The organism is uncultured Draconibacterium sp. (assembly GCF_913060805.1).
GTDB lineage: Bacteria > Bacteroidota > Bacteroidia > Bacteroidales > Prolixibacteraceae > Draconibacterium.
The window spans coordinates 60,230-75,080 of the sequence record NZ_CAJXTC010000012.1; the positions used below are offsets into that span (position 1 = coordinate 60,230).

The 14,851-nt window shown below is 40.6% G+C and carries 24 protein-coding genes; 7 read left to right on the plus strand and 17 right to left on the minus strand.

Annotated features, from left to right (window positions below; translation table 11 throughout):
- Window positions 1-31: 31 nt before the first annotated feature.
- Both QZ576_RS09355 and QZ576_RS09360 read right to left on the minus strand, forming a co-directional pair.
- A complete protein-coding gene (locus QZ576_RS09355; protein WP_297096393.1) occupies window positions 32-964 on the minus strand; it encodes a hypothetical protein in 933 nt (310 codons plus the stop codon).
- Between the two features lie 6 nt (window positions 965-970).
- Window positions 971-1,930 (minus strand): hypothetical protein, encoded by a 960-nt coding sequence (locus tag QZ576_RS09360; RefSeq protein ID WP_297096395.1) that lies wholly within the window; start codon window positions 1,928-1,930, stop codon window positions 971-973.
- A gap of 180 nt (window positions 1,931-2,110) precedes the next feature.
- Here QZ576_RS09360 and QZ576_RS09365 point away from each other — a divergent pair, with 180 nt between their 5' ends.
- The 7 genes from QZ576_RS09365 to QZ576_RS09395 all read left to right on the plus strand — a co-directional run bounded on the left by QZ576_RS09365 (window position 2,111) and on the right by QZ576_RS09395 (window position 8,263).
- Window positions 2,111-2,617 carry a hypothetical protein gene (locus QZ576_RS09365; RefSeq protein WP_297096397.1) on the plus strand — a complete coding sequence of 169 codons (507 nt, stop codon included), beginning with the start codon at window positions 2,111-2,113 and terminating at the stop codon, window positions 2,615-2,617.
- Window positions 2,617-4,140 (plus strand): hypothetical protein, encoded by a 1,524-nt coding sequence (locus QZ576_RS09370; RefSeq protein WP_297096399.1) that lies wholly within the window; start codon window positions 2,617-2,619, stop codon window positions 4,138-4,140. Before QZ576_RS09365 ends, QZ576_RS09370 begins: the two co-directional genes overlap by 1 nt.
- A gap of 114 nt (window positions 4,141-4,254) precedes the next feature.
- Window positions 4,255-4,674 (plus strand): phage protein Gp36 family protein, encoded by a 420-nt coding sequence (locus tag QZ576_RS09375; RefSeq protein ID WP_297096401.1) that lies wholly within the window; start codon window positions 4,255-4,257, stop codon window positions 4,672-4,674.
- 11 nt (window positions 4,675-4,685) lie between these two features.
- Complete coding sequence (locus QZ576_RS09380) at window positions 4,686-5,894, plus strand: DUF935 family protein (RefSeq protein ID WP_297096403.1); 1,209 nt, start codon at window positions 4,686-4,688, stop codon at window positions 5,892-5,894.
- A gap of 224 nt (window positions 5,895-6,118) precedes the next feature.
- Window positions 6,119-7,180, plus strand: a complete 1,062-nt coding sequence (locus tag QZ576_RS09385) for a hypothetical protein (protein ID WP_297096405.1) — start codon at window positions 6,119-6,121, stop codon at window positions 7,178-7,180.
- A 94-nt stretch (window positions 7,181-7,274) separates the two neighbouring features.
- Window positions 7,275-7,787: a phage virion morphogenesis protein gene (locus QZ576_RS09390; RefSeq protein WP_297096407.1), complete on the plus strand. Its 513-nt coding sequence runs from the start codon at window positions 7,275-7,277 to the stop codon at window positions 7,785-7,787.
- Window positions 7,788-7,789: 2 nt separating this feature from the next.
- On the plus strand, window positions 7,790-8,263 hold the full coding sequence (locus QZ576_RS09395; RefSeq protein WP_297096409.1) for a hypothetical protein: 474 nt from the start codon (window positions 7,790-7,792) through the stop codon (window positions 8,261-8,263).
- On the opposite strand, the gene QZ576_RS09400 is transcribed toward QZ576_RS09395, so the two are convergent.
- The 15 genes from QZ576_RS09400 to QZ576_RS09470 form a co-directional block, all read right to left on the minus strand.
- On the minus strand, window positions 8,255-8,479 hold the full coding sequence (locus tag QZ576_RS09400) for a hypothetical protein (protein WP_297096410.1): 225 nt from the start codon (window positions 8,477-8,479) through the stop codon (window positions 8,255-8,257). The two genes, QZ576_RS09395 and QZ576_RS09400, sit on opposite strands and share 9 nt — an antisense overlap.
- 104 nt (window positions 8,480-8,583) lie before the next feature.
- Window positions 8,584-8,964, minus strand: a complete 381-nt coding sequence (locus QZ576_RS09405; RefSeq protein WP_297096413.1) for a PH domain-containing protein — start codon at window positions 8,962-8,964, stop codon at window positions 8,584-8,586.
- Between the two features lie 24 nt (window positions 8,965-8,988).
- Window positions 8,989-9,513 (minus strand): hypothetical protein, encoded by a 525-nt coding sequence (locus QZ576_RS09410; protein WP_297096414.1) that lies wholly within the window; start codon window positions 9,511-9,513, stop codon window positions 8,989-8,991.
- Between the two features lie 131 nt (window positions 9,514-9,644).
- On the minus strand, window positions 9,645-9,992 hold the full coding sequence (locus QZ576_RS09415; RefSeq protein WP_297096416.1) for a hypothetical protein: 348 nt from the start codon (window positions 9,990-9,992) through the stop codon (window positions 9,645-9,647).
- Window positions 9,993-10,003: 11 nt separating this feature from the next.
- A complete protein-coding gene (locus QZ576_RS09420; RefSeq protein ID WP_297096418.1) occupies window positions 10,004-10,597 on the minus strand; it encodes a 3'-5' exonuclease in 594 nt (197 codons plus the stop codon).
- Window positions 10,598-10,607: 10 nt separating this feature from the next.
- Window positions 10,608-11,099 (minus strand): hypothetical protein, encoded by a 492-nt coding sequence (locus QZ576_RS09425; protein ID WP_297096421.1) that lies wholly within the window; start codon window positions 11,097-11,099, stop codon window positions 10,608-10,610.
- 3 nt (window positions 11,100-11,102) lie between these two features.
- A complete protein-coding gene (locus QZ576_RS09430) occupies window positions 11,103-11,735 on the minus strand; it encodes a hypothetical protein (RefSeq protein ID WP_297096423.1) in 633 nt (210 codons plus the stop codon).
- Window position 11,736: 1 nt separating this feature from the next.
- Complete coding sequence (locus tag QZ576_RS09435; RefSeq protein ID WP_297096425.1) at window positions 11,737-12,258, minus strand: hypothetical protein; 522 nt, start codon at window positions 12,256-12,258, stop codon at window positions 11,737-11,739.
- Between the two features lie 20 nt (window positions 12,259-12,278).
- On the minus strand, window positions 12,279-12,449 hold the full coding sequence (locus tag QZ576_RS09440; RefSeq protein WP_297096428.1) for a hypothetical protein: 171 nt from the start codon (window positions 12,447-12,449) through the stop codon (window positions 12,279-12,281).
- 4 nt (window positions 12,450-12,453) lie between these two features.
- A complete protein-coding gene (locus tag QZ576_RS09445; protein WP_297096430.1) occupies window positions 12,454-12,921 on the minus strand; it encodes a hypothetical protein in 468 nt (155 codons plus the stop codon).
- A 2-nt stretch (window positions 12,922-12,923) separates the two neighbouring features.
- Window positions 12,924-13,112 carry a hypothetical protein gene (locus QZ576_RS09450; protein ID WP_297096432.1) on the minus strand — a complete coding sequence of 63 codons (189 nt, stop codon included), beginning with the start codon at window positions 13,110-13,112 and terminating at the stop codon, window positions 12,924-12,926.
- Window positions 13,113-13,116: 4 nt separating this feature from the next.
- Window positions 13,117-13,356: a hypothetical protein gene (locus QZ576_RS09455; RefSeq protein ID WP_297096435.1), complete on the minus strand. Its 240-nt coding sequence runs from the start codon at window positions 13,354-13,356 to the stop codon at window positions 13,117-13,119.
- Between the two features lie 29 nt (window positions 13,357-13,385).
- Window positions 13,386-13,613 carry a hypothetical protein gene (locus tag QZ576_RS09460; RefSeq protein WP_297096437.1) on the minus strand — a complete coding sequence of 76 codons (228 nt, stop codon included), beginning with the start codon at window positions 13,611-13,613 and terminating at the stop codon, window positions 13,386-13,388.
- Window positions 13,610-14,008: a hypothetical protein gene (locus QZ576_RS09465; RefSeq protein ID WP_297096439.1), complete on the minus strand. Its 399-nt coding sequence runs from the start codon at window positions 14,006-14,008 to the stop codon at window positions 13,610-13,612. Before QZ576_RS09465 ends, QZ576_RS09460 begins: the two co-directional genes overlap by 4 nt.
- Window positions 14,005-14,487, minus strand: a complete 483-nt coding sequence (locus tag QZ576_RS09470) for a DUF4494 domain-containing protein (RefSeq protein WP_297096441.1) — start codon at window positions 14,485-14,487, stop codon at window positions 14,005-14,007. The genes QZ576_RS09465 and QZ576_RS09470 overlap by 4 nt, the downstream gene beginning before the upstream one ends.
- Between the last annotated feature and the right edge of the window lie 364 nt (window positions 14,488-14,851).

The window sequence follows — 14,851 nt, forward strand, 5'->3', positions numbered from 1 at the left end:
ATTAAACACTATCGAAAAAGGATGTAGCAGCCTAACCCTCTACACGCCCGTCGTAGATTGATACCTGTTCACCCCACGCAATTTCAGTATCAGCTGTCATCAGCATTTTAAAGAAATAGCGTTCACCGGCGTTGGTTACCTTATCGATTTTGATTGTATCATAATCGTTGGTAAGGTTGCAACCTGCCCAAAGGTTGGAGGTCATATCGTTGGTTGCGATGGTGCACACAATTACATGCTCCGGCCAGTCGCTCAATACTTCAATAGGCATGCCTTTGAAGCTTTTGGCAGTCATACTTGTATAATCCGGTCCTTTTACGCTCAGCTTGGTTAAAGCTGAATCATACTTTTCAAAGTCCTCGTCGCTCAACAACATTTTGGCTTTCTTGCGGTACTTCTTAGGCAACGCGAGTCTTGCAGCTTTCATTTTGCTGATAATATTGTCCTCAGTGAGTCCTACCGGGTTCTCAATCTCAATGCGCTCTTCGTCGTGAAGAATCGAATAAAGAATACCGTTGAAAAGTTCATCATCAGTATCGCCAAACTCACCATTGATAAAGTGGAAACCAAGCTCAAAATCAACAGCCTTACCCATCTCTTCCAAAAGCTGGTTTTGCACCTTAGTTGGAAGCTCAGCAAATACCAAGTCGCCTTTAGGTTGGAACGGACGCCATATATTCTCAAAAGCACGAGGATTAAACTCGGTGTACGCCATGAATTCTTTAGGTTGAAGGTATTTCTCATCGTATGTGAAATCACCTTTTGCGTCTTCGCTTGTTGGCTGTTCCTTACGTTTTTGCAACATTTTGCCAGTTTTCAACCTTGGCAGGGTGTATTTTTTCGATACGTTTGGAACGAGCTTTATCAATCCGCGTTCCACAAGCTCGTTGGTAGTTGTTGCACGTACCAATAACTGCTCCAATACTTCGCCGGAATAGGCGGTTCCTTCAATTACAATAGCCATTATTGCTTACTTTTTAAGATTTTCGTTAATTTCTTTCATTCTCGCATCCCAGGCACTCAGTTTTACTTCGCCTTTTCCTTCATCTTCAGGATTTTTTGCACCAGTAATTTTACCAAGCTGTTTTTCAGCCAACTCATAGTTACCCTCAGCTAACTCTAACCATTCAGCCTTTTCGCTATCGGTTATTTTCTTGTCAGCAACTGCCTGATCTACCAGATCAACACACTTTTGCTTTTCAGCTTCAGCCTCCACATCCTGATATACTTTAAGCTTACCAGAAAGCTCTTCTTTCTCATCTTGCAGGGTAGTAACCTGACCTTCGAAACCAGATAACTCCACATTTTTTGCAACTGCATTCTGAACAGCTTTCAGAATATCAGCCTCTGAAGCATTAGCCGAAAGTTTCACGGCCAGTGCCACTTGTTCTTGAAAATTCATATCCGTATTTTGTTTTTTAGTGTCGCCTAACAACGGAAGCAGGTGGTTAGAACCTTTGTCCGAAAGGGTTATTTCTTCCCCAAATTCATCCTGAAGGCGCAAGGCGTTGCTATTGGAACCGATATCAACCAAAGAAGCTTCGGTTAGTAACGATTTAATTACAGTTGGCCTGGTTTGCCCTTTTATCAATACAGCTTTGTCCTCGCTGGTTGCAACAACACGCAAACCCGCACTTGCCATATTAATAATACCTTTTTCAACCTTCTTTTTAAGTTTAACTGCAAATTCGTCATCATCATCAAAAACGAGGTCAGCAAGTAGCTTTTTTCCTTCAACCCTGATGTTTTCCCACTTTCCAATAGGCAAGCGGTCTTTATCGTTCCATGCAGATGAACGACTATGAACCCAAAGAGCAATCGGATTCTTTAAAAACAGTGATAAATCAATACCATCAGTTAAAACCCGAAAGCCGTAACTGTTTATCGATTCATCGGAGATTACAAACGTAAAAGGTTTTGGTTCTGCCATGCGTTTTTAATTAATTGTTTTGTCGCCTTATGCGTTATTATATGCCCCAAAAATCATAGTAAAAAGCAAGCCATTACAACAAAAAGTGCAACGCTTTCAGCGATTCATGCAACACTATCACAGAAGTTTCTAAAAGGAATTTCAGGAACTGAAATTTGTGGGCAAATGCATTAATTAAAAATGGCAAAAGAGAAGGAAAAGAAATTGGCCTACATGCTGTTTGTTGAGCAGCGCAAAACAGCTAAAGAAATATCGCAACTGGTAAACGTAAGTGAGAAGACTTTAAGCAACTGGATAAATGCTGAAGACGGACGTTGGAAAAAAGAACAACGCGCCCGTAACACTTCTCCCGGAGAGCGTGTGTCCAATATCGAACAAATCATCTCGAACCTTGCCGATGATCGTTTGCGCAAAGGTGCAGAATTAGTAAAAGCAGAAAAAGAACTAGACCACCAACGTGCCGCCGAGATCCGTCAGGAAATTTCGAAGATTGATGACGCTGTAAGTAAATGGAACAAAACCCTGCGCGACATTAATAAAGAAAGCCAGGTGCCATTGGCTACATATCTCGAAATAATGCAAACCATTTTTCAGGCATTGCAGGCATACGATCCTAAGTTGTTTATGCAAACCATCGACTTTCAGGAAAAACACATTCACGATGCATCGTTAAAACTTAGCATGTAATGAAATTAGCAGACAAACAGGCTAAAGAAAGATATTTAGAGAAACTCCGGGTCATTAAGGAGGGAACGGCTATCAACCCTTTTGAGACTCCTGAAGAAAAACAGGAGATTATTGCCCGACTTAAAAAAGACCCGGCGTTTCTTTGTGAATTCCTTTTCCCTCATTACGCCAGTGCTAAGCCTGCTTGGTTTCACATCCGTTTAGCCAAATTTGCACTTAAAAATAAATGGTTTCGCCGTTTGGTACGTTGGGGGCGTGGTTTAGCCAAGTCTGTCTGGACTGACATTTTCATCCCGATATTTATTTGGATTAACGGAGAGTTCATTTATGCTGTAATTGTAGGTAATAACCACGATAAAGCTTGCGACTTAACCGATGACCTGAAAGCCGAATTTGAAAGCAACCAACGCCTTATTCACTATTTCGGAGATCAGGTAATGCCCGGACATTGGGAACGCGGTGATTTTAGAACAAAAGACGGGCGTTTCTTTTGCAAGGCCATTGGTATGGGACAGGATTGCAGGGGACTTCGCAAGGGATCATTACGGCCTAATTACATCAACTGTGATGACCTTGAAGACAAGGACACGGTAAAAAATCCAAAGCGGCAGGATGAAGAGGTGCAATGGATTAAAAACTCTTTGCTTAAAACTATGGACGGTGATACCCAGCGCTTCTTTTATACCAACAATGATCCGTGGGTACGCAGCATTCAAAATTTACTTGAAAAACTTCATCCGAACTGGGGCGTTGATCTGGTGGAAGCCTACAACGAAGAAACCTACGAACCAGCTTGGAAGGAAAAGTACGACAACAACTATTACCGTAAGCTTGAAGAGGAAGATGGGGCAATATCGTGCCGAGCGGAGTACAACCATAAAAAGCACAAGAAGGGAAAGATTTTCAAAGATGAAATGTTGCAGTGGGGCAAACGTCCCCGCATCGATCACTTTGAACATATTGTTGGCTTCTGGGATATCGCATTTTCAGGCGAAAACGATTACAACGCGGTTAAGGTTTGGGGCTTACATGGCTTTAACTTCTGGCAAATAAAAGCATTTGTCCGTCAGTGTATAATGGAAGATGCTATCAGGTTCATGTATCATTACGAGGCGTTATTACCTGAATCAGTAATACTTCACTGGAGACTTGAAAAGCAGTTTTGGAACAAACCTGTTCAGGACGCTTTAGACATTGTTGAACTAGAGTTTAAACGCTCATTAAACATTGTTGTTTCCGACAATCCGAAAGGAAAAGGTAACAAGTATGATCGTATTGTAACAGGCAGTCTCCCTTACTACCAGCAAGGACGTGTTTTTTACTCTGAAGCAGAGTATGCCAGCAACGACATGCAGGTAGGTATTGCCCAACTTAAAGACATTGAACCGGGATACAAAACACATGATGATAGTCCCGATGCCGATCAACAAGCCATTGAATACTTGTCACAATTTGTGGTTTACCCAAACAACAATAAAAACGACTATAAAGTAACTGGCACACGCCGAAATAACAGGATGTAATATGGCAACATTATTCATTATAGGAGGCATTGCAACAATATATGTCGCTGCTTGGATTTTATCAGGAATAACATGCCCAAAGAACACGAAACACTGAATTCTAAATTTTAAGTTATGGCATTTATCAGCAAAGCAGACTTAGGTCAGAATATATACGAAGAGATTTTAAACGGCATTACCCGTGCAAACGATGCCAAAATTACAACCGCTTGCAGCGAAGCCCAGGAAGAAGTGACCGGCTACATTTGCGCCCAGTACGATACTGATGATTTATTTAGTAAAGAAGGTGATGCACGTAATAAAACCATTCTTTCACTTTGCCGGATTATAGCTATCTATCGCCTACATTCTGCCTGTAACACCATGCCCGAAATAAGACGATTGGAGTACGAAGATGCTGTTAAAACATTGGGTAAAATACAATCAGGGAAAATCCTATTACAAGGTGCAAAATTGCAGGGCGAAACCGACGAGGTTAAACCTGATCTGGTAGTGGAAATGAAAAGTAACCCTAAACGTAATAATCAATTTTAAGCAAGTAGAACATGGCAGAAAAGCAAACAACCGAAATTGTTATTAAGCTGCAAAGCTATAACCGTCAACCCAAAGATTTAAGCCACTGGAAAAAGGCTTTGCAAGCTGCTGAAGACCCGGATTTTCCCGATTTTTCACCGCTGCAAAACCTGTACCATGATATTATGCTTGATGGGCACCTAACTTCGGTTACCGAAAAACGTATTCTTAAAATCCTGAATGCTGGAATTGTTTTTTCAGGTGATGGGAAAGAAAATGAGTTGGTTGATAATTTGATGGAAACAGAAGCATTTGAGCAATTGCTTCGCAATATTATTGAAAGCCGTTTGTATGGTCACTCGTTAAGCTGGTGCGATATTACCCTTCCCGGACAAAAAGCTCCGGAGGTTGAATTAATAGATCGCCGTCATGTTGTACCGCCATTGCACATATACAAGTACCGCGATTCTGATAATAATAATTCGGGTATCGATTACACTCAAACACCGCTTTGGAACTACGTATTAGCTACCGGTCGAAAAAAAGACCTTGGCTTACTTCTGAAGTGTGCTCCATATGTTCTACTGAAACGAGGCGATGTTTCAGATTGGGCAACTTTTGCTGAAGTATTCGGGATGCCATTACGAAAGGGAACATACCCGGCTCACAATCCACAAGCCCGAAAAGAGCTTATTGAAGCAATGGACGAAATGGGATCAGCATCTAGTGTGGCAGTCCCTGAAGGTTCAAATATCGAGTTTGTTCAAAATACTACTTCAACATCAGGAAAAGGGATACATGAAAGCTTTGCCGATTGGTGCGACAAACAAATGTCGAAAACAATACTTACCAACACACTTACCACTGATGCTGAGGGAGGAAAGTACAAAGGCGACGTACATGCAGAAAGCGAGAAAGAAGTAAAAAAAGCTGATTTACGCTTTGTTTTACGAGTATTAAATGATCGTTTTAAAGAGCTTTTGGAACTTCACGGATATCATCCCGGAAAAGGTAGGTTTAGACTACCTGAAGAAGATACCAAGCCCACCAAAGAAACTTTTGAGGTAGATAAAGGTGTGAGTGAAATTGTAGAGGTTGAACCGGAGTATTGGTACAACAAGTATAAAATACCTGTACCTAAAAACGGAGCAAAATTAAAGCAACAAAAGGAATCGGGTAGTAAAAAAGAAGAGCTTTCCGACAGACCACATAAACAAAGGGGCTTCCGTTTTTTCGGCTAAGCCCGGAGCGAAACATATTCCGCCTCCGGGCTGATCTTACAGCCCTTTACAATCATTCTAACGGTTGTGGTTGCGACATCTGTTTATCGGATGATTTTACACCTGAAGAAACAAGTAACATCGATACGCTTGTTAACCGGGCAGTAAAAAAGGTTTACACCGGTGATTATGACGGTGCTTTTCCTCGCGAGTTTTGGGAAATTACTGTTAACAAACTTAACGAGGTGGTTGATCAGGAGTTTGGCAACACCTACCCGGCACTAAAAAATAAGCTGAAGTACCAAAACAGCGTTTTTGCGGCCTTTAAAAGTGCCAACCAAACCCTAACACTCGAACACCTTAAAAAAGCATCAGAGGCCAAAACTTTTACCGATTTTGCAGAAGAGGCATTATCTACCACAAACGATTATAATTACACCCACTTGAAAGCAGAGTGGAATGCCGCAAAACGGGCGTGTCGATCTGCCAAACGATGGGCAAAAGCTGTTGAGGATTCTGATTTGTTTCCAAACATCAAATACCTTAAATCAACGGCTAAGAATCCTCGCGACAAACACAAGGAGTATTACGACATGGTGTTTGCCATGGATGATCCTCTGCTTGATTCAATTTTGCCACCCTCTGATTGGGGTTGCCAGTGTGGCTGGACTACAACTGATGAAGAGCTAAGTGTAATGAAAGGATTGAAGCCGGTTGCTGATCCGGGCTTAGACAATAATCCGGGAAAAGACGGGGCGTTAATTGCTCCAAGTCACCCACACATTCAAAAGAACCGGAAGCGAGCTGAGGTGATTCTACGACAAAACATTTGCGAGGTTTACGGAATTGAAGACAGCGAAATTTTTGAGTTCTACCACAACTCAAAATCCAACGGCTGTTATTTCTCTGTGGAAAAACTGGCCAAGATTGAAAAGAAAGCCAATAAACGCATTGCAAAAATATTCGCCAACCGTGGGAGTATGGTTGAGTTGCACGGACATGATAGTTTAGATTCAATGGTTAACGGGCGTTGGAATGAATTTAAGACACCAACAAAAATGACTTTTAATAATTTCGATAAAGAGCTACAACATGCCAACCGTCAGTTTAAAAGTCGCGATTTAACCGGAGATGTTACGTTTGAACTGCCTGATAAATACGATGCAAAAATTATTAAAACGGCATTTAGACAACGGATTAACCGGATGAAAGATGTTCGTATTGAGAATGTTCATTTTGTAACAAAAGACAAGTACCTGGGCGTTGCTGATATTAACGATGTACTTAATGGCGATTTACCTATTTAATACAAAAGCCCCGACCGAAGTCGAGGCTTAGGAGGGTCAAGTGTATTACTACAGACGACCGATACAAAGATAAGGTTTAATTTATTAAAAATCAATGTCGAAAAACATTAACGATTTACCAGCCGATTTAGCCAAACATCAGAAAGCACTGGCAAAATACATCCGTAACGATGCTCCGCGTATTGTTGGTAAAATGGGTGTCGATCATTTTAAAGAAAACTTCGACAAAGAGGGCTTTGTAAACAACGGCTTGCAAAAGTGGCCTGAGCGAAAAACAGACACCGGTAGAAAAACACTTACCGGAGAAACTCGCGAACTTCAGGACTCAATAGACTACAAAACCGACATTGCCAAAACCAGCTGGGGAACGGACAAGGTTTACGGATCGATCCACAACCGGGGCGGCAAAACCAAGGCGCATACAATCCGGCCACGTGCTAAAAAAGGACTGAAGTTTATGGGAAAGGGTGGAGCGGTGATTCGTAAAAAAGTAAACCATCCCGGAAGCAATATCCCGCAACGCCAGTTTATTGGCCACTCAAAAGAGTTGATTGAAAAAGTGAACCAACGAATTGAAAAAGATGTAACCAAAATTTTAAACAAATAATCATGTTCAATATTTACGCTGAAATAGCCAACCACCTGCGCGAAACAGTTCCGGCACTTCGCACCATCGATGCCGATAAAGGCCAGTTAGCTAACCCTGAACAGGCTTACCCAATGGACTACCCGGCTGTGTTAATCGATCTTGATACAGTGGATTGGGCAGAGCTAGGCAAAAAAGCCCAAAAAGGCGGCGCACAAATTGGTATAACGGTAGCAGTACTACCAACCGGACAAAGCTCACCCGATTCGCCAACACTCGATACTTTTGTTCAGGAAATGGATGTAATAAATGATGTGTATGGGGCTTTGTCGGGCTTTTTGGGTTTAACCCGGAAAAGAACATTCAGGCAGAAACGCTGGGACACCGTTCAGGCATACACGCATTTGTTCAACAATACTTTAACCGACAGAACAGCTCAGAAAACATATGAGAAGGTGGAAGTGCCTTTTGAAATTAACCCAGCAACGTTAAAATAAACTTGGTTGCATTTCGGCCACTTTGTTTAATTTTTTCAGTTCGGCCTTAGCGTTGGTGTTAAGGTATGAATAAAAAGTACGGCGCGATATTTTGTAAACCGGGAAAATCTCATTTTCAAATACCCACTCTTGTGTTACTCCCCGATTGGTGTGAGAAAGAACAATGTTTTGAATATCGATCATTCGTTGCAGTATGTTTCTCCGGTTGTAACTCATTATGGATGTGGCTTTCTACAAATGTAGGCACTTATGTTTAATGTGTCAAGCAAAAAAAAGCCCCGGCAATAATTACCGGAGCTTTAACCGTTCAATACTTGTTCCTAAATTATTCGTTGCGCAAGGAAACTGCCAATTTCATGTATATTTAAACTTCGTGCAAATTTTATTGAAAAGGCTCCAACACCCGAAAGCCAGATTTTAAAATCACTGTCACCATCAAAAGTGCCTGAAGTCTCAACTGAATAAGAAGTAATTTTAGAATAAGGAAATACTCTAAATTCCTTTTTTGATCCGGTTAAGCCCTGCACGTCAAGAGCGATGATCTTTTTGTCTGTAAAGATTACTTTATCTCTAAGGTGTGTATAAGCTAATTTTATCTCTTCTCCTTCAACCAGTAATGGAGCAAATAGTTTTACAACGTCTTTGTCATCCACTTTAATTTTGTTAGTTACACTAAATTTTGCAAGTAAATCAATAGCCATAATCTTTAAGTTTTTGGGTTTTTATTATTGTTTGTTTGCTTGATATTCTGCTCTCTGTACAAGCACATCGTACCGATGGGTGTAGGCGTTCCAAATCTTTTCTTCAGTACCATAACTAAAGGCATTGGAAAAGTGCCGGGGCATAAACTTTGCATCAGTATTTACACCTTCCGGAGTAACCAAAACAGCGGAGTAATATTTAGCCCTGCGGCGAAGATCATTTAAACCTGCTTTACCGCCTTGTTTTACCGGAGTTGGTAAATTATACAAGCCATGTACTTCAAATACGTCACCGCGCCTTATTTCTCCTGTGATCTGCCAGCCGGTGTATTGTTCGTCTGTAATTTCATCTGTAAAATTTTCGATGCTGAATAGGTCTGTTTTAAGAGCGGTTAAACGGGTTTTAATCACTGGTAAATCTTCTATTGTTTTGGCCTCCGCTATTTGTGTTAACAGCAGCTGTGTTTGTTCAGTGGTGTAAATCGGCTCCTGGGTATATGCACACACACTGAAGAGAGCTACAACCAGTAGGAGTAAAAATCTTTTCATTTCTTTTGTTTTATGGGTTTATAAAATTATTATGTCAATAATTGTGCCGGAAGTTAACAAAAAATGAGAAACGCCCTCCAACAAACGCTAAAAACCACTTCGCAGTTCTTAGCTACTCGTTGGAGGTCATTTCAAGGCATTACAAGCGGTTTCCACTCAACAATCATTTCATCCATAAAGGTTATTACCCAAACCCATTTACCATTTTTGCCAACTTGTTTAACTCTGCTGTTTTCGCTTATCTGTCCTGTTTCACTTCTGGTTAAAACCTGCATGGTAGAACTCCCATCCGGGTAAGTTTCATCTATAAGCTTCGGTGTATCTTCCGGCATTTCATCATTGCACGAAATCCATTCTTCTGCGGCCTTTACTCCCAAACGAAACCAATCAATATATGCCCCGTCTGACATTTGATAGTGCTTTGGCTTTTTCCTATTTTTCAAATATTCTGATACAGCTCTTTCTTCTAATGTTTTCATTATCTCTCGATTTAGATTACTCCCATTCTTTTCATTTCCCAGAAACAACGTTCCGTTGCTTGAATATCTGCCATTGCATTATGCGCATTACTAAAATCTTCATTAAACAGGTAACGGTGTAATTCAGTTAATTTAGGCCTTTTATAACCTTCATAATCGTGAGGGTTTGGTATTTTACAGATATCGGCACCGGCCTTTTTGGTACACAGCTTTGGTTTATTAGATAAGAAGTTATAAATACCAGTGCGGTGAAATTCGGCACTCACTATTTTGATGTCGAAGCTGATATTATGGCCTACTATAAAATTGGCATTTTCTAAATCAACACAAAACATAACAAGTACAAACTGTAGTGACCGACCTTCCTTCAGAGCTCGTTCAGTTGTAATACCATGTATTTTTAATACATCTTCGGGGATGGAAAAACCTTCGGGTCGCACTATATATTCACGCTCCTTTATATGATTACCATCACTGTCGGTAATAATCCACGCCAGTTGAACCAGTCGTGGCCAGTTCTCGGAATTCGATGACGGCGCACTAAAATCATTTGGTAATCCTGTGGTTTCTGTATCGAAAAACAGGAAGGTTGTTTTGTTGCTCATATTATGAATTTTAGTTATTGGTTATCTCTGGTATTTTATAATGCTCGTGCCAAGCCTTATTAAAGGCTTTGTCCTTGCTTTTCTCAAAGTTGGCTTCAATGCTTTTAAATTGCGGAATCAACTGTTCTGTTAACTCCTCAAATGTGTACTTTGTTAGTTGTTTTTTTAGTACACTCCGTTCTTTCATAAAAGCGTTAAACTTTGTAAAGCTCGTACCTTCGTGTATGCCTACTTTTTGTGCAATGGCCAGTACAATGCTCCGCTTTTCTTTTATGGCCAGTTCGTTTATTGCGTTGGCTGATCGTTTAACGTTCGACGAAAACAAGCCATCGTTTTGAAGCTTCCAGATAATATCATCAATCTCGTTATCATATAAGCCGGTTGTACTTTTTGTACGTCCACAAGTCCATGCATAAACAAGATCGTGCCGGGTTTCTTCATCAACCCCGGCCTTACTAAGCAGGGTCATTAATTTGCGGTGTTTGTCTTTTGTTTGTGTCATTGGTTAAAATAATTTGAGTTGAACAAAACGCATGGCTGACAGCATTTCATTAATTGTATTTATTATATCTGCATTGGTTAAAGCCAATACAATACTTTTTTCATCTTTGCGAAACTCTGATGTATAAATTAGTCTATCCCCATTGTAGTAGTTATATCCGTCTTTAAAACTGCCACCCTCGTAGCTTGATGGCTGACAAACCTTTTTAAACACCTCAAAATCAACCTTAGCATATTTCATTATTGCAAAACGAGTACTACCATTAAACCAACGTCTAAAAACCATTTGCCACGACAATGGAGCATCTTCAGGTATCGATAAAGGCTTATATTGTCCGTGTAGTTGATCATTGTACTCCCACATTTTACCGGGAGAGTTTGGGCAGTCATTTAGACTACAACAAACTTTAGGATCTGCTCCTTTGGCTGGGAATACAATATCTGCCCAATAATATCCTGCTGAATTGCCATAAAATTCTTGTCTGCCGCAATAATCACACAGTAGCTTGTCATTGATACTGTGAAATACCTCAGCCAACATAAAAGGATAGAATTTTTGATTATCTGGATTCATAGCATCTCCAATCTTCGAGAACGAACTACTTGACTGCTTTTTTATTTTGTTAATTTGAGACATATCAATACTTTAAATCCGTCCAGTGAATAATTTTGCCGCTCCATTCATCGTACCTGCATCTTTTGGGAAAGAAATAATCTTGCATTGTGGCAGAGTTTTTAAATCCATCGTTTATTGCCAGTGTTTCTATATCTGCGTAATACAAATAAGAATCATCTACCGAAACTTCAAAACCATTCACCACCGATAAGGTCATGAATACATCTTGTATAGCTTTACATTCCAACACCGGCACAAACTGAAACATGTTTTTTGTGCGGTTAAAAACATAGGCATGTATTTTCATTCCCGGACGCCAACGGTCTTTTTTATCTTCACGCATTGTGTGAAGCTTTGGAACGATATCCTTCAGGCATTCACCAGCATTCTCTCCGGGAGGTACCAAACCTCTCTCCCGACACTCTTTTATAATTGGCAACCATATGTCACATGGTACATCCAATGGAAAAAGTCCCGCCCATATTTTGGCAACAAAATTTGTTTCGCTGCCATTAGCATACTTTGTTTTAAAAGGAAGTATCATAATTACTGTTTAATCATTGTTTAAACGTCTATTTCGCCGCTTTTCTGTTCGTTTTCGTTGTCTTCGCCATCTACATAGAAAATATCATTGTATTCGTCCATGCAATTGCCACACAGAGTTAACTGTCCGGCACAATAGCAAATCTCATCATCCGGGATTCTTTTTCCACAACTATCGCAATAGGTTTCCATCGTATTAAAAGTTTAATGTTTGTTGAACTCCGGTGATCGGTTGAGTTGGTACAGCCAACAATTCAGAGAAAGCAAAATCGTTTGCAATCTTTTGCTCTTTTTCGCGCTCAATGGCCGTATATTCGTTAGCAATATCATGCTCAAGGTTTTTAATAAACTTATAAGCACGAATTGCTTTATCAATATGACTTTGGTATTCTGCCCACACATCGGAATAACCCGATTCTTTCAGTAAGGTATGCCCGCCAATACTTGAAACATAACACAGACGTTGCATAGATGCCAAACGCCGGGCAAGTACACGAAAAGCCATAACATAAGCCTTCCTGAAATTATCAATTTCATCCTTCCGGTAGTTTTTCATAAGGTTAATATCCCGGAGACGTGGATCATTTCCAGAATAAACAGAATACTCGTTTTTATCAAGCTTCACCCGTTCGTATAAATCGTGTATAGGACTTATGTCTGTCATGCCTAAAATAATTTAGGGTGTTCAGGTTCCTTGGTCTGTTCTTTATTTTCGGTACCCAGTAATTCATCAATCTTGCTATCAACAACCCGCTCTAACTTCTTTGCATTCTGCAAATGGTCGGGCCTACGGTAACGGAAATACAACTTTTGTTCCTTCCGCATTTCGGCTACATCTTTTATAAATTGTTCCATCGTTTTACTTCTTTTCTGGCGGAATAAGAAAGTCGTTGTAAGGCTTACATTCCTTTATGGTTATTACTTCTTTTGTTACATCAGCGTCGCTCTCTGAAAATGATTTGATCAATAAATCAATTGTCTTTTCTTTTGCGCGTGTTGGTGTTTTGGCAAACACAATTCCTTTATAACTATGTCCCTTAAACACTACACCACCTTTTTGTTCGGGCTTAATAAATGCCCTAATTGCATATACATTCATCTTTGGTTTCTCCTATTTATTCTCTATTATTAAAATTCAAGTTTTTGTTGAACCGCTTGATGTCTCTTCATGGTTCTTTTATAAATTTCACATTGAAATTTGTATGAACATTCTCCGGTTTTGGCTTTGGCAAATTCGGCTTCATAATCGGCATCGTTTTCAGTGATAAACCACACCAGTTCCATACAAAAGAAACTTTTAGAATCCTTATCGTTCTGTGCTTCAAAATCGGCTGAGAATGGACTATTTATGTTCATACAATCGCCCTTTCCTCCATACATTTACCACATTTGCCAAAGGCATGTACAAAGGGATGTTTATGCCCACAAGCGCAGGTCATACTTTCGGCAGTAGGGCGTGGGGCATCCATAACACTCAAACCGTTGTAGTGCAAAATGCGGTGTGCAATTTCGTTAGCTACTTTATGCTGATCCGGGCTCTCTGGTACCGGCAGTTCTTTGTTCCAGCGTTCGATGGTGCGCCTGTCGGCACAGCTCACCTGAAACAATGTAGGCCATACATCCGTTGGTTCGTTGCCTTTACGGTAGCTCCAACTTAAAGTGCGACCAACAATAACCACAAAGGCAAAGATCAGGGAGAAGCCAAAAGCCAACTCCCCGATTGATCCTTTCTCTATTACTGCTAAAATCATGCTTCCTGTGTTTCAGCGTTTGCCCTCAATTTAGCGGCTCCCTCTTCCAAGTTGTACGGAAAAACATCCATAATGCTGGTACGGCTCAGAACCTCCAAATCAAACGGAATAACCAAATAGCTAAGGCTCTCGTTTATCCGGGCTAGAGCTTCTTTTAAATCATCGGCCATAACCAAATAATAAGTAGTAAGCCTTTTTTCTTTTCCGGCATCTTCATCAACCGTAACAAGGTTAACCTTGGCTTTAAACCACCACTCACCATTTTCGTAAGGAAAAACCTCGGCAATTTGCGACTGCTTAATGTTTCGCACCGAAAACTCTCCACCTTTAATTATTTGCTGCATTTGCTTAATCACTCGCGTTTCAGCATCGGTGTAACTAACAGCATCAAATAAAAAATCTTCGGTTACCATCTGCTCACTTCCGCTTGCAGTAACCTTCATGTACTTAATCTTGGTTTCAAACCACGTTTGCATCATAATTCTAAAAATTTATTGATTTGTAAAAAGGTCTTTCTCCGGGAAACTGCCCATCGGGGTGACCTTTTACCCGCTTTTTCCAGTGAAGCACACTTTCAGCCACGGTCGCTAACCAGTCTTCGTTTAAGAGGTGCTACCTCCCCGTCTCTTCCGGGTTGTCAGGTTTTAGCGTTATTCCTTAACGATCCTGTATTACGCTGTAATAATGGTTGTGGCACGGGCAGGATTCGAACCTGCATGATGGTTGTTCTACTCAATTTGATCCGATTAACGATGATCTGAGTTGCTCACAAGTGCCCATCTTACCAAGCTTAGTTTATGCATTTCGCGTCAGCGTCTACCAATTCCGCCACCGCCCCAAATT

Excerpts from the sequence above, each read along its gene's own strand:
- QZ576_RS09365 (WP_297096397.1), top strand. The coding sequence starts at position 2,111 with ATGGCAAAAGAGAAGGAAAAGAAATTGGCCTACATGCTGTTTGTTGAG.
- QZ576_RS09395 (WP_297096409.1), top strand. The coding sequence starts at position 7,790 with ATGTTCAATATTTACGCTGAAATAGCCAACCACCTGCGCGAAACAGTT.
- QZ576_RS09420 (WP_297096418.1), bottom strand. The coding sequence starts at position 10,597 with ATGAGCAACAAAACAACCTTCCTGTTTTTCGATACAGAAACCACAGGA.
- QZ576_RS09430 (WP_297096423.1), bottom strand. The coding sequence starts at position 11,735 with ATGTCTCAAATTAACAAAATAAAAAAGCAGTCAAGTAGTTCGTTCTCG.
- QZ576_RS09360 (WP_297096395.1), bottom strand. The coding sequence starts at position 1,930 with ATGGCAGAACCAAAACCTTTTACGTTTGTAATCTCCGATGAATCGATA.
- QZ576_RS09400 (WP_297096410.1), bottom strand. The coding sequence starts at position 8,479 with ATGAGTTACAACCGGAGAAACATACTGCAACGAATGATCGATATTCAA.
- QZ576_RS09370 (WP_297096399.1), top strand. The coding sequence starts at position 2,617 with ATGAAATTAGCAGACAAACAGGCTAAAGAAAGATATTTAGAGAAACTC.
- QZ576_RS09425 (WP_297096421.1), bottom strand. The coding sequence starts at position 11,099 with ATGACACAAACAAAAGACAAACACCGCAAATTAATGACCCTGCTTAGT.
- QZ576_RS09470 (WP_297096441.1), bottom strand. The coding sequence starts at position 14,487 with ATGATGCAAACGTGGTTTGAAACCAAGATTAAGTACATGAAGGTTACT.
- QZ576_RS09405 (WP_297096413.1), bottom strand. The coding sequence starts at position 8,964 with ATGGCTATTGATTTACTTGCAAAATTTAGTGTAACTAACAAAATTAAA.
- QZ576_RS09450 (WP_297096432.1), bottom strand. The coding sequence starts at position 13,112 with ATGGAACAATTTATAAAAGATGTAGCCGAAATGCGGAAGGAACAAAAG.
- QZ576_RS09415 (WP_297096416.1), bottom strand. The coding sequence starts at position 9,992 with ATGAAAACATTAGAAGAAAGAGCTGTATCAGAATATTTGAAAAATAGG.
- QZ576_RS09445 (WP_297096430.1), bottom strand. The coding sequence starts at position 12,921 with ATGACAGACATAAGTCCTATACACGATTTATACGAACGGGTGAAGCTT.
- QZ576_RS09440 (WP_297096428.1), bottom strand. The coding sequence starts at position 12,449 with ATGGAAACCTATTGCGATAGTTGTGGAAAAAGAATCCCGGATGATGAG.
- QZ576_RS09435 (WP_297096425.1), bottom strand. The coding sequence starts at position 12,258 with ATGATACTTCCTTTTAAAACAAAGTATGCTAATGGCAGCGAAACAAAT.
- QZ576_RS09380 (WP_297096403.1), top strand. The coding sequence starts at position 4,686 with ATGGCAGAAAAGCAAACAACCGAAATTGTTATTAAGCTGCAAAGCTAT.
- QZ576_RS09460 (WP_297096437.1), bottom strand. The coding sequence starts at position 13,613 with ATGAACATAAATAGTCCATTCTCAGCCGATTTTGAAGCACAGAACGAT.
- QZ576_RS09455 (WP_297096435.1), bottom strand. The coding sequence starts at position 13,356 with ATGAATGTATATGCAATTAGGGCATTTATTAAGCCCGAACAAAAAGGT.
- QZ576_RS09410 (WP_297096414.1), bottom strand. The coding sequence starts at position 9,513 with ATGAAAAGATTTTTACTCCTACTGGTTGTAGCTCTCTTCAGTGTGTGT.
- QZ576_RS09355 (WP_297096393.1), bottom strand. The coding sequence starts at position 964 with ATGGCTATTGTAATTGAAGGAACCGCCTATTCCGGCGAAGTATTGGAG.
- QZ576_RS09465 (WP_297096439.1), bottom strand. The coding sequence starts at position 14,008 with ATGATTTTAGCAGTAATAGAGAAAGGATCAATCGGGGAGTTGGCTTTT.
- QZ576_RS09375 (WP_297096401.1), top strand. The coding sequence starts at position 4,255 with ATGGCATTTATCAGCAAAGCAGACTTAGGTCAGAATATATACGAAGAG.
- QZ576_RS09390 (WP_297096407.1), top strand. The coding sequence starts at position 7,275 with ATGTCGAAAAACATTAACGATTTACCAGCCGATTTAGCCAAACATCAG.